This is a genomic window from Micromonospora tarensis, assembly GCF_016803395.1.
GTDB lineage: Bacteria > Actinomycetota > Actinomycetes > Mycobacteriales > Micromonosporaceae > Micromonospora > Micromonospora tarensis.
On sequence record NZ_JAEVHL010000008.1, the window covers coordinates 20240 to 32604 of the forward strand.

The following is a 12365-nucleotide window of genomic DNA, read 5'->3' on the forward strand; positions in this document are numbered from 1 at the left end:
CGGTGAGCCGCGCGGGGGTCGGACGGGAACGACGATCGTCGCGCCCGGTTGGTGCGCTGCCGAGGGCAGACGTCATCGGGACAGTTCCTTCGCGTACTCGGCCTGGACCGCCTTCACGTACCCCTCGGGCGTCTGCTGGCCGGCGACCAGCTTCTGCAACTCGGGCGTGATCGCGGCGGCGAAGATACCGCCGGTCGCGTTCGCGGTGAAGTCCACAGCGCCGTTCTCCGCCCCGAGCTGCTGCGACGCCTTCAGGGTCTCGGCCAGCACGGTGTTCGGCGCGGCGGCCGGCACCGGCAGGTCGCTCGGGCCGCCGGGGCTGGAGCCGCCGACCGTCACCGAGATCTCGCGTGCCTTGGCGTTGGTGTGCACCCAGTTCAGGAAGTACGCGGCGGCGTCCGGGTTCTTGGCCTTGGCGGAGACGCCGAAGGTGTTCGGGGCGGACATCGCCACGTGCTTCCCACCGGGGGACTCGGTGGGGAAGAGGAAGAAGCCCACGTTGCCGGGCATCGCCTTGTCCAGGTTGGCCGACTCCCAGTCGCCGTTGAACATGAACAGGCCGTTGCCCTTCTGGAACTCCCCCACCATGCCCGCGTAGTCCAGGGCGTTGGCGTCCTTGGGGAAGTAGCCGGCCTGCGCCCACTTCTGGATGGTCTGGGTGGCCTTCAGCGCGGCCGGGGTGTCGAAGGTGGCCCCGGGCTTCTGGAAGATCCAGTCGGCGACCTGGGTCGGGTCGCCGAACTGGTTCTGCAGCGCCTGGTGCGGGAAGTTGATGCCGGCGGTGTTCTTGTTGAACTGCATGATCGGCTGGATTCCGCTGGTCTTCGCCTTCGCCAGCAACTGCTCGAAGTCGGCGACAGTGGCCGGCGGCTGGGTCATCCCGATCTGGGTGGCCAGCTTCTTGTTGTAGAAGACGCCGGTGACGCTGTAGCCGAGCCCCATCCCGTACAGCGAGCCGGTGCCCCGGGTGTTGTCACCGACGCGCAACTGCATGAGCTGCGAGGCGGGGAACTTGTCCCAGCCGTACGCGGTGAAGTACGGGTCGAGGTTCTTGAGCAGGTCGTCCTTGACCAGGTCGACCATGGTGGGGAGCCGGATGATGTCCGGCGCGTTGTCCGAGGCGATCACCCGGGGCGCGTTCTCCACGATCACCGTGAACTGGTCCTCGCGGATGGTGAACGTGACATTGGAGTGCTGCTTGGAGAACTCGTCGGCCAACGCCTTGGCCAGCGGGAAGCCGGTCTCCGCGTACATCTCCAGGGTGATCGGGTCGCTGCCCAGCTCCGTCTTGACGGCGGCGTCGGACTGCTGGGTCGACGACCGGTCCTCTCCCGGCGCGCTACAGGCCGTCGCGGTCATCCCGACCGCCAGCAGTGACGCGAGGAGCACAGTTCTCCGTCGCGGAAACTTTGTCAGCAATTCTGCCATTCCAAGACTCCTTGACATCTTCACGCGCACGTCGTGAGCGCCTCGCCCGGGCGCAGCACCCGTACGGTCAGCGAAAAGAACCATCGAAGGCACCTCTGGATGCGCCAGAAGTGGTCGCTAAACTGATTTAGCAGAGCATGCGCGTGGCACGGGAAGCTGTCAAGGACAACTTCGCAACGGTGCGGAAACGTTGGGTTCACCTCGGCCCGACCCTGACCGGCGCTGGATCCCGGACGGCGACGCATCATGATGGGCGGGAGCGGCGCCCGTGGCACCGCGCCTGATTCGGAGGACTGATGGGCCGCAACAGAGCAACACTGGCCGATGTCGCGCGCAAGGCCGGGTTGTCCAAGACCGCCGCGTCGATGGTGCTCAACGGCAGGGAGGGCACCCGACTCTCGGCCGAGGCGCACCAGCGCGTGTTCGCCGCCGCCGAGGAGCTCGGCTACCGGCCCAACCTCGCCGCGCGCAGCCTCCGGACCCGCAAGACGGCCACCATCGCGTTCGTGTCCGACATCGTGGCCACCACCCGGTTCGCCGGCGATCTCATCCGCGGCGCCCTCGACGCGGCCCGCGAACGGGACCACGTCCTCCTCATCACCGAGACACAGGGCGACGCGACCTTCGAGCAGTACGCCATCGAGGCCGTCCTCGACCGGCAGGTGGACGGAGTGATCTACGCGGCGATGGCGACCCGACGGCTGACCGTCCCCCCGGCCATCCTCGGCGGCCCGGTGGTGCTGCTCAACGCCACGAGCCCCGACAGCCTGCCCAGCGTGCTCCCCGACGACGAACGGGCCGGCCGTTCCGTCGCCAACGCGCTGCTGGAACTCGGCCACCGCGACGCGATCGCCCTCATCGGCCGTAACCGCCTCAAGGAGGACGACCCCGAGGTCTCGCTCGCCGCCCGCGCCCGGTTACGCGGCATCCAGCAGGCGCTCAACGAGGCAGAGGTCAGCCTCCTGGCCGAGTGTTTCTGCACCGAGTGGTTGCCCGAACACGGTTACGCCGCCATGCGGGGCCTGCTGACCAGGCCGAAGCGACCCAGCGCGATCATCTGCATGAACGACCGGCTGGCCTTCGGCGCCTACCAGGCGCTCGGCGAGGCGGGGCTGACCGTCCCGGAGGACATCTCGGTCATCTCGTTCGACGACGACCCGATCGCCGCCTGGCTGCGTCCCGGCCTGGCCACCACGGCACTGCCGCACGAGCAGATGGGGCGGCGGGCGGTCGAACTGCTCCTGGACGGCGGCGTCGCCGAGCCGTCGCTCGTTCCGATGCCCCTGCGCCGACGCCGGTCCCTCGCGCCTCCGGCCGGCTGACCACCGACCCTCCGCCGTACCGCCGGCTGGCCGTGGCCGGCGCTAAAACGGTTTAGTGCTAGGTTTCCGGCCATGCTTCGTCTATCCGACCACTGGGTGTGGGACAGCTGGTACGCGCAGGACGACAACGGCCTCTGGCACGTGTTCTTCCTGCGCGCGTCCCGCGCCCTGCACGACCCGCACCGGCGGCACCGCCGGGCCAGCATCGGCCACGCCGTCTCGGCGGACCTGCGCTCGTGGCGGCTGGTCGCCGACGCCCTGGTCTGCGCCGACGCACCCGGCTGGGATGACCTGGCGACCTGGACCGGCTGCACGGTCCGCGGGCCGGACGGACGGTGGTACCTGTTCTACACCGGCGTCGGTCGCGCCGAGGACGGGCTCGTCCAACGCATCGGGCTGGCCGTCTCCGACGACCTGATGACCTGGCACCGGCACGGCAGCGAGCCGATCGTCCAGGCCGACCCCACCTGGTACGAGCTGCTGGACAAGGACCTGTGGTACGAGCAGGCATGGCGTGACCCCTGGGTCTTCCCCGACCCGGATGGCGGAGGCTGGCACATGCTGATCACCGCCCGCGCCAACACCGGACCGACGAACACCCGTGGCGTCGTCGGCCACGCCACCTCCACCGACCTCGTCACCTGGACCGTCCAGCCGCCGCTGTCGACACCGGCCGGCTTCGGCCACCTGGAGGTGCCCCAGGTCGCGGTCGTCGACGGGCAGCCCCTGCTGCTGTTCTCCACCGACACCACCAGCAGCGCTCGACGCGACGACCACCGGATCTGGGTGGCGACCGGCGAGACCACCCTCGGGCCGTGGGACATCGCCGGCGCGCAGCCGTTCACCCACCCGCACCTGTACGCGCCCCGGCTGGTCCGCGGACCCGCCGACGACTGGTCCCTCGTCGGTTTCCTCGACCACGTCGACGACACCTTCGTCGGGGAACTCACCGATCCCATCCCCGTCCGCTACGAGGCCGCCGCCGGGCTGACCGTGGACCCGGCGAGGGCGAACGCAGGGCAGTAGACCGGACGGAGCTGGGCCGATCACCGTCGGTCACCATCGTCCGGAGGTGGATGGGGAGTTGAGCGGTATACCTCAGAGGCAATAAATATGCCTCTGAGGTATACCGCTCCTCGGCAGATCGACCGGCCGGGCCAGCCGAGTGCCCACGGATCTACTCGTCTAGGTCAGCTGCGCAGCTGCCACTGCTGGTTGGTGCCGCCGTTGCAGGACCAGAGGATCAACTTCGTGCCGTTCGCCGTCCCGGCGCCGTTGGCGTCCAGGCAGAGACCCGACTGCGCGCCGGTGATGGTGCCGTTGGCGTTGATGTTCCACTGCTGGTTGGTGCCGCCGTTGCAGTCCCAGATCACCACCTGGGTGCCGTTGCTGGTGCCCTGACCGGAGGCGTCCAGGCACTTGCTGCCGTACACCATGAGCTGCCGGCTCGCGGTCGCGGTCCACCGCTGGTTGGTGGCACCACTGATGCAGTCCCAGAGCTGGGCCTGCGTGCCGTTCGTCGTGCTGGAGTTGCCGATCTCGGCGCACCGGCCCGACTGGACGCCCACCAGCTGAACGTTCTGTGGGTTGGTGCCGCCACCGCTCTGCACGCCGGCGGCGTTGATCACCGTCTGCGCGCCGGACGGCCAACCCCCGGTGACCGTGACGTTGCCGTTGACCACGTTGCCGCGGTCGCCGTTCGTCACGTTCGTGCTGTTGTTCGTCGCCCAGTTGTTGGTGACGGTGAAGTTGCCCATGTTCTCCGCGTACCAGTAGTTGGCGGTCGCCCAGGTGCCGGTCGAGGAGAAGACGTTGTTGCGGGCGGTGTAGTAGCGGGACCCCTCGTCGAAGTAGAGCCCGAACCAGCCGTTGGTCCGCAGGCAGTAGTTCTCGTTGATGGTTCCGCCCGGGTTCGCCGACAGCGTGTAGATGCACCCGCCGTCGGTCATCTGCTGCATGACGTCGTGCACGTAGTTGCCGATGACCTGGTTGTTGGCCGCCGTGGTCGCCGTCGTGTAGCGCGGCTGGTAGTTGTACAGGCCCCGGTTCGCGTAGTGCTGGCTGCCACCGGCGTCGTTGGCGCCCCAGCCGTACCCGACCGACAGACCGGTGTACGGCATGTTGTAGACCTCGTTGTGCGAGACCAACGCGGTGTTCACGTAGGTGGTCAGGATCGAGACCACCCCCCGGTACTCCAGGCCGAGATCGTGCACCCGGTTGTTGCTGATGGTGATGTTGCGGTTGACCATCCGCTGGTCACTGGGGTGATGGGCGTCGGCGCGTACCCCACCGACCACGATGCCGCCGGCGGAGTTGCGGGCGATCTCGGAGCGGGTGACGGTGATGTTGCTGGCGCCCAGCCCGACGCCGCTGGCGTGGGCGTTGGCGTCGTTGCCGATACCGATCGCGGTCTGTCCGAGGTTGACGAACTGCGAGTCGCTGAAGGTGATGGTGTTTGCCGCGGAAACCTGCACGGCGGCCGGCATCTGGTTCCAGTTCGGCCGGGTCGCCTCGAACTGCGGGCAGCCGGCCTGGCACGAGGTCAACGCGTCGGACGGACGCGACCAGGTGCCGGTGATGTGCGCACCGGTCTGCTGGTCGGCGAAACCGTTGCTGCTGCTGGGGCCGAGCCAGCTGGTGCCGGTGAAGGTGATGCCGCTGAACGAGATGTGGTGCGCCGGGGCGTCATAGCTGCCGCCGACGTTGACCAGGGACTGTAGCTGCGGCAGCTCGACGCTGACCGAGCTCATGTTCTGCCCCGCCAGCGGGATGTAGTTGAGCTGGCCGTTGCTGGGGTTGAGGTACCACTCCCCCGGTGAGTCCAGGAACTCGTACGCGTTGGTCAGGTAGAACGGACCGGCGCGGTGCGGGCTGGAGAGGGTGTCGAAGCCGAACGTGTTGTTGTTCCACGCGGGCTGCTGCATGGTCAAAAAGTTGCCGCTGATGCTCTGCACCGGCGAGTACCGGTCGGTGAACGAGCCGACGCTCTCCACCTCGACCCGGTTCTGGTTGCCCAGGTTGTTGAGGTAGCTGAGCGCGCTGTTGCTGAACCGCATGCCGCTGGTGGTGAAGGTGAAGTCGGAGCGGTTCACGGCGGTCCGGGCCCGGGTGGCGACGGCCCCGTTGACGTAGAGCTGGCGGGAGTCGAGCCCGGCCCCGACGTTGGCACGCCAGATGTTGCGGCCGGCGTCGACCTGCGACCAACCGGTGACCGCGCGGGCGCCGGTGATCGTCGGACGGGCGGAGGCAGCCGCCCGCCAGACCACCTGGTAGCCATTGGTGCCCGAGTCGGCAGCGGTGAATCGCAGCGGCGCCGAGAGCCGGTAGGCGCCGTTGGCCAACTCCACGACGATGTCACCGGACATCGCGCTGTTCTGCGTCCGCACCGCGGCCTGGGCGGCGGTCAGCGAACACGGTTGGCTGGCCGAGCAACTGGTGCCGGTGCCGGTGGGCGACGCGTAGAGGGTGGTGGTGGCTGCGGCGGCCGGGGCGGCCGCGACGGTGACGGCGACCACTGCGGTGACCGCCGTCGCGGCGGCGCGGCCAGCAGCCGGCGCAGCGGAGGGTAAGGGGACACGGGATGGTGCTCCTGACGTGCGGAGGGCATGGGGACGGAACGCCTCGACGAGCGGGAGGCGTGGCTGGCGGGCGGGCGGTTATCCGAGGGTCTCCCGGAGATAGCGCAGGCCGTCGGTGGCGAGCCGGTCCTGCGAGGGGGCCAGCGGACGCCAGATCGCCGCGGCGGTGGCGATTGTCTCGTTCTCCGCCGTGAACGACTCGATGCAGATCGGGCCCGGATAGCCGGTGTCCCGCAGCACCGAGAAGAAGCGGGGCCAGTCGAAGTGGTCGGCGCCGGGTGCGCCGCGGTTGGTGCCGCTGACCTGGACGTGCTTGATGTGCGGGCCGGCGACGGCGAGAGCCGCGTAGGGGTCGGCCTCCTCGATGTTCATGTGATAGGTGTCGATCATGATGCCGACGCTCGGCGGCAGACCGTCGATCAACTCGACCGTCTGCTCGATCGTGTTGACGACGCTCGTCTCGTAGCGGTTCAGCGCCTCGACCCCGATGCTCACCCCGCACTCGCCGGCCTGCTCCGCCACCGGGGCGAGGGCCCGCCGGAAATCCGCGTAGCAGGCCGCGCGGGCCGCCGGCGACATCCGCCAGGTGCGGCCGACCGAGGCGTACACGGGGCCGCCGACGCATCCGGCGCCGACGGCCGCCGCGCTCGCCACGCAGCCCTTGAGGTACGCCACTGTCGACTCGACCACGTCCGGTGCGGCGTCCACCAGGTCCCGACCCGGCGGCGTGACCGCGCAGACGCCGGCGGCGACGAGGCCGTGCGCCGCCAGCAGGTCCCGGGTGCGGGCCGGGTCCCAGTCACCGGGCTGCTCGATCGGCAGCTCGACCGCGTCGAAGCCGAACGCGGCGATCCGTGGGATCAGTTCGGCCAGGGCCTCGTCGTCGACCGGCGAGGCCCACACCCAGGGGTTGACACCGATGGCGTACACCGGACCTACTTCCAGCGCTGCGGGTAACCGGGCAGGTCGGTGCAGCCGCACATCGCGTAGTGCAACGGCGGCATGTTCGGGTCGAGGTACTGGTCCAGGTTCTCCTGGGTGACGGTCGGCTGCGGCAGCTTCCACGGGTTGGACACCTGCTCGCCGTCGAGGATCCGCAGCGCCGCGATGACCGGGGTGCGCCACTGGTAGGTCGGGTAGGTCGGCGCGATGGCGGTGAGCTTCTTGTCCTTCCAGATCTTCAGGAAGTCGAGCTGGTCCTCGCCGTTCATCGGTGGGACGGGCTTGCCCGCGTCCTGGAACGCCTCGACCGCCGCGACGGCCACCGCTCCGGCGTCCATCCAGACGCCGTCGATAGTGCCGTACCGCTGGATGTAGTCGTCCACGATCTTCTTGGTCTTGGCCGGATCGCCGTCGGTGAACTCGACGCCGACCACGTCGACCTTCGCCTTGTCGAACGCCACCTTCGCGGCCGACCAGCGGGTCTCCAGGACGTCGACGCCGGGCAGGATCCGCAGGGCGAGGACCTTGCCGCCGGGCTTCATCTTCTGGCTGACGAACTCGGCGCCGACGTGGCCGAACCCGTAACCGCCGATCGGGTTGATGAAGGTCACCGGGCACTTCGTGTTGACGCCACGGTCGAAGACGACCACCGGCAGCCCGGCCTGGCAGGCCGCCTCGACGGCCGGGGTGAGCGTGGCGGTGGTGTTCGGCGAGACGATCAGCGCGTCGCAGCCCTTGCCGAGCAGGTCGTTGATGTCCGCGATCTGCTTCTGGTCCTTGCCCTCGGCGTCGACGTGCACGAACTCCTTGATCCGGCTCTTCTGCGCCTCGACCTCGGCCTGCATGGTCTTGAACCCGACCTGCCGCCAGGGGTTGTTCAGGGCCGCGTTGGAGAAGCAGATCTTGTGCGGCCCGTTCTTCTTGAACTTGGCGGTGTCCACCATCGTCGGGTTCAGCACCTGCTCCCACGGCTTGTCCGCCGGACCGGTCGCGGTGGCGCTGAGCAGCGACAGCTCGGCGTCGTAGTCGGCCTGCACGAAGAACTTCGACTGCTCCCCGGTGCCCGACCCGGCGGCCGGGGCGCTGCCCGAAGGGCCGGCGGCCGGTTCGTCGGTGGCGCAGGCGGCGAGGGACAGCACTGTGACAGCGGCAAGCGCCGCCATGGAACGTCGCACTATGGTTTCCCCTTTATCTCGACGAAGAACGCGTTGCCGAGACCGCCACGGCGAGCAGGATGATCCCGCCCTGGACGGTCGACCTGAGGGCGCCGGAGACGCCGTAGAAATTCATCAGGGCGAACAGCAGTTCGAGGGTCAGCGCGCCGAGCATCGCGCCGACCACCGCGCCGCGGCCTCCGCCCAGGGCGACGCCACCGAGGACGACCGCCGTGATCGCGCCGAACTCCAGGCCCGCGCCGGCCTGGAACGAGACGCCGCTGTAGCCACCCAGCAGGATCGCCGCCACCGCCGCCGCGAGGCCGCTGAGGATGAAGGCGATGGTCCGGGTACGCCAGACGCGTACCCCGCTCAACTCGGCGGTGCGCGGGTTGTCACCGACAGCGACAAGCGTCCGGCCGAAGTCGGAGCGCATCAGCAGCACGGCCGCCACCGCCAGCACCACTAGGACCAGCAGCGCGTACGGCACCCGGCCGAGCAGCGGCACGTCCTCGAAGGCCCGCCGGCCGAACCGCCGGAACTCCTCGGAGAGCCCACCCTTCGGGGCGCCGTCGGACCACAGGTAGACCGCGCCGACGAGGATCAGGAACATGCCCAGGGTGGTGATGAACGACGGCACCCGCAGCCGGGTGGTGACCAGGCCGTTGACCAGCCCGACCAGGGCTCCGAAGGCGAGCAGGAGCAGCACCACCGGCCAGGTGCGCGCCGGGTCGCTGTCGATCAGCCGGGCGGCGACCACCACCTGCGCGGTGACCAGCGAGCCGACCGAGAGGTCGAACTCGCCGGAGACGATCACGAAGTACTGGCCGGCGGCGAGCAGGATGATCGGCGCCGAGCGACCGAGGAAGGACATCAGCGACGGCGGGGCGAGGAAGTCGGGCTGCCGAATGCCGACTAGCACCAGCAACACCGCGAGGATCAGCAGGATCGGCAGGACGCCCCCGGGGCGGACCCGGGGAAGACGCAGCGGCAGGGAACGGGGCTGGACGGTCTGCATGGCTAGGCCGCCTTTCGCATGGCCCGGCGGGCGTAGACGGCGACCGCGGCGATGATGATGGCGCCCCGGATCACCTGCTTGAAGAAGGCGTCGACCTCGAGCTGGTTGAAGATGGCATCGATGCTGGCGAGCAGCAGCACCCCGCCGACGGTGCCGACGACGCCGCCGCGCCCACCGGCGAGGGCGGTCCCGCCGATCACCACGGCGGCGATCGACTCCAGGTCGTAGAGGCCCTCGGTGCCGACCCGGGGCGCGCCCGAGCCGAGGCGACTGGCGAGGTAGATGCCGGCGAGCCCGGCACACATCGAGCACAGCATGTGGGCGGTGACGAGGACCCGGTCGTTGCGGACGCCGGAGAGCCGGGCTACCTCCGGGTCTCCGCCGACGGCGATCAGATGGTGGCCGAAGCGGGTCCGGGACAGCGCGAACCAGGCCGCCGCGGTCACCGCGACCAGCAGCAGGAACGACACCGGCACCGGGCCGACCCGCTGGTAGCCGAGCGACTGCACGAGCGAGGGAGCGGTGGTGCCGGCCGGGCCGTCGTAGCCGTTGTCGAGGTAGCCCTTGAGCAGCAGCCCCACCCCGAGGGTCGCGATGAACGCGTTGACCCGGAGCTTGGTGACGAGAAGCCCGTTGAACAGTCCGATGCCGGCGCTGACGGCGAGCACCAGGCCGATCGCCGGCAGCACCGCGCCGTCACTGCCGTTCATCGTCTCGGCGGCGACGAGGGTGCTGAGGCTGATCACGTACGCCACCGAGAGGTCGAGGGAACCGCCCAGGATGACCAGGGTCTGACCGACGGCGACGAGGCCGAGGCCGGCGGCGACGTGCAGCAGGCTCACCGTGGTGGACTGGTTGAAGAGCTGACCCCCGTCGAGCAGGACGACCAGCCAGCCGATCGCGAGGGTGAGGGTCAGGGCCACGAAGACGCCCGGTACCGGGCGGCGGGCCGGCAGGAGCGACAGGGCGCTCACTGGGCCATCTCCGTTCGCGACTGCGGGGCTCGCAAACCCGGCTCACTCCTCGCGCTCACTGGGCCATCTCCGTTCGCGACTGCGGGGCTCGCAAACCCGGCTCACTCATCGCGCTCACGCGGCGGCCTCCCGGACGGTGCCGACCGCCAGTGCCATGACGTCCTCCTCGGTCGCGCCGGCGGGCAACTCGCCCGCGATCCGACCGTCCCGCATGACGACGATCCGATCGCTCATTCCCAGCAGCTCCGGCAGGTCGGACGAGATCATCAGCACGGCCGCGCCGTCCTGGGCGAGGCGGCGGATGAGATTGTGGATGGCGGATTTGGCGCCCACGTCGATGCCCCGGGTCGGCTCGTCGAAGAGCAGGATCCGTGGGTTGAGCGCGAGCCAGCGGGCCAGCACGACCTTCTGCTGGTTTCCGCCGGACAGGAAGCGGATCTCCTGGTCGTCGCCGGCGGCGCGGACCTCGACGGCGGCGAGCAGCTCGCGTACCCGTTCGGTGCGGGCCGCGTGACCGGACCGCGCCGCGAACACGGCCCGGCTGGCGAGCAACGCGTTGTCGAGCACGGACTGCCGGGGGACGATCCCCTCAGCCTTGCGGTCCTCGGTGACGTAGGCGATGCCGGCACGCATCGCGGCCCGGGGCGAGCGCAGCCGGACCGGTTTGCCGGCGAGGGTCACCTCGCCGGTGCTGAACGGGGACACCCCGAAGAGCGCACGGGCCAGCGCCGACCGCCCGGAGCCCTGTAGGCCGCCGATGCCGAGCACCTGGCCGGCGCGCAGTTCGAGGCTCACTCCGCGCAGCTTCCGGTTGCCCGCGTCCCGGACGCTCAGTCGGACCGGACCAGGGTCGTCGGCGTCGGCCCGGTCCGGGTAGTAGCTGGACAGTTCCCGGCCGACCATGTGCCGGACCAACTCGTCGGCGGTGGCGTCGGCGGTGTCCACAGTGGTGACCCGGCGGCCGTCCTTGAGCACGGTGATCCGGCCGGACAGGTCGAAGACCTCGGCGAGCCGGTGCGAGACGTAGAGCAGGCCGATCCCCCGCTCCTGGAGTCGACGCACCAACCCGTAGAGCAACTCGACCTCGTGGTCGGCCAGCGCGGCGGTCGGCTCGTCCATGATGAGCAGCCGCGCGTCCAGGGCGAGCGCCTTGGCGATCTCGACGACCTGCTGCTGGGCGACACCGAGCTGCCCCACCCGGGCGTCGGCCGGCAACGCGGTCTCGCCGATCGAGGCGAGCAGCTGCCGGGTGCGGTCCAGCATGCCCCGACGGTCGACCAGCCCACGGCGGACCGGCTCGTGCCCGAGGTAGACGTTCTCCGCGACGGTGCGCTCCGGAAGGAGGTTGAACTCCTGGTGGATGATCCCGACGCCGGCCCGCTGCGCGTCGCGCGGGCCACGGAAGGTACGCGGCTCACCGGCGAACTCGACGGTGCCCTCGTCCGGGGTGTAGCCGCCGGAGACGATCTTCATAAGGGTCGACTTGCCGGCACCGTTCTCACCGACGACGGCGTGCACCTCGCCCGGCGCGACGTCGAGGTCGACACCGTCGAGAACGCGTACCCCGAGGAAGGACTTGCCGATGCCGCGAAGGGTGAGTAACGGCACCGGCCGTGGGTCTGACATCCCTAGAGCCCTCACAGATAGTAGTCATCAACAAGGTTCGATAGGACTCTACGGCGGCTTCGGCGCGCTGGGCATCGAACTTTCGTAGCCATCGACGGATGCTTACGTTCTTATGTTGCGAACATTCCCTTGACATCGAGGAAACATCACACGTATGAAGATAGATGTTTGGATGGAGGTCCGCAATCCTCGACTGGGGCTGATTGCCAGGGCCGCAGCTCGAGCGGCAGAGACGCCGCAGCGAGGGAGTCGATCACGGCCGTCGTCAACCGGGCAGGACGTCGGACGTCACTCAATTAATTGACACTCACCTATTCCTGGCT

The 12365-nt window shown here is 69.4% G+C and carries 8 protein-coding genes and 1 pseudogene; 2 read left to right on the forward strand and 7 right to left on the reverse strand.

Annotated features, from left to right (window positions below; translation table 11 throughout):
* Window positions 1-72: 72 nt before the first annotated feature.
* Complete coding sequence (locus tag JM949_RS03205) at window positions 73-1389, reverse strand: ABC transporter substrate-binding protein (RefSeq protein WP_309231979.1); 1317 nt, start codon at window positions 1387-1389, stop codon at window positions 73-75.
* 335 nt (window positions 1390-1724) lie between these two features.
* Here JM949_RS03205 and JM949_RS03210 point away from each other — a divergent pair, with 335 nt between their 5' ends.
* Both JM949_RS03210 and JM949_RS03215 read left to right on the forward strand, forming a co-directional pair.
* The gene (locus JM949_RS03210) at window positions 1725-2750 is read left to right on the forward strand and encodes a LacI family DNA-binding transcriptional regulator (RefSeq protein WP_203146968.1); all 1026 of its coding nucleotides are present in this window, start codon (window positions 1725-1727) and stop codon (window positions 2748-2750) included.
* 51 nt (window positions 2751-2801) lie between these two features.
* Window positions 2802-3776, forward strand: a pseudogene (locus JM949_RS03215) (family 43 glycosylhydrolase); the annotation flags it as partial.
* A 164-nt stretch (window positions 3777-3940) separates the two neighbouring features.
* On the opposite strand, the gene JM949_RS38965 reads toward JM949_RS03215, so the two are convergent.
* From JM949_RS38965 to JM949_RS03245, 6 genes are all read right to left on the reverse strand, one after another.
* Complete coding sequence (locus JM949_RS38965; protein WP_309231980.1) at window positions 3941-6265, reverse strand: RICIN domain-containing protein; 2325 nt, start codon at window positions 6263-6265, stop codon at window positions 3941-3943.
* Window positions 6266-6406: 141 nt separating this feature from the next.
* On the reverse strand, window positions 6407-7258 hold the full coding sequence (locus JM949_RS03225) for a sugar phosphate isomerase/epimerase family protein (RefSeq protein WP_203146970.1): 852 nt from the start codon (window positions 7256-7258) through the stop codon (window positions 6407-6409).
* 5 nt (window positions 7259-7263) lie between these two features.
* The gene (locus JM949_RS03230; RefSeq protein WP_309231981.1) at window positions 7264-8445 is read right to left on the reverse strand and encodes an ABC transporter substrate-binding protein; all 1182 of its coding nucleotides are present in this window, start codon (window positions 8443-8445) and stop codon (window positions 7264-7266) included.
* A 13-nt stretch (window positions 8446-8458) separates the two neighbouring features.
* Complete coding sequence (locus JM949_RS03235; RefSeq protein WP_203146971.1) at window positions 8459-9442, reverse strand: ABC transporter permease; 984 nt, start codon at window positions 9440-9442, stop codon at window positions 8459-8461.
* Window positions 9443-9444: 2 nt separating this feature from the next.
* Complete coding sequence (locus tag JM949_RS03240; protein WP_203146972.1) at window positions 9445-10416, reverse strand: ABC transporter permease; 972 nt, start codon at window positions 10414-10416, stop codon at window positions 9445-9447.
* Window positions 10417-10530: 114 nt separating this feature from the next.
* Window positions 10531-12042: a sugar ABC transporter ATP-binding protein gene (locus JM949_RS03245; protein ID WP_203146973.1), complete on the reverse strand. Its 1512-nt coding sequence runs from the start codon at window positions 12040-12042 to the stop codon at window positions 10531-10533.
* Window positions 12043-12365: the final 323 nt, after the last annotated feature.

Excerpts from the sequence above, each read along its gene's own strand:
- JM949_RS03245 (WP_203146973.1), bottom strand. The coding sequence starts at position 12,042 with ATGTCAGACCCACGGCCGGTGCCGTTACTCACCCTTCGCGGCATCGGC.
- JM949_RS03210 (WP_203146968.1), top strand. The coding sequence starts at position 1,725 with ATGGGCCGCAACAGAGCAACACTGGCCGATGTCGCGCGCAAGGCCGGG.
- JM949_RS03235 (WP_203146971.1), bottom strand. The coding sequence starts at position 9,442 with ATGCAGACCGTCCAGCCCCGTTCCCTGCCGCTGCGTCTTCCCCGGGTC.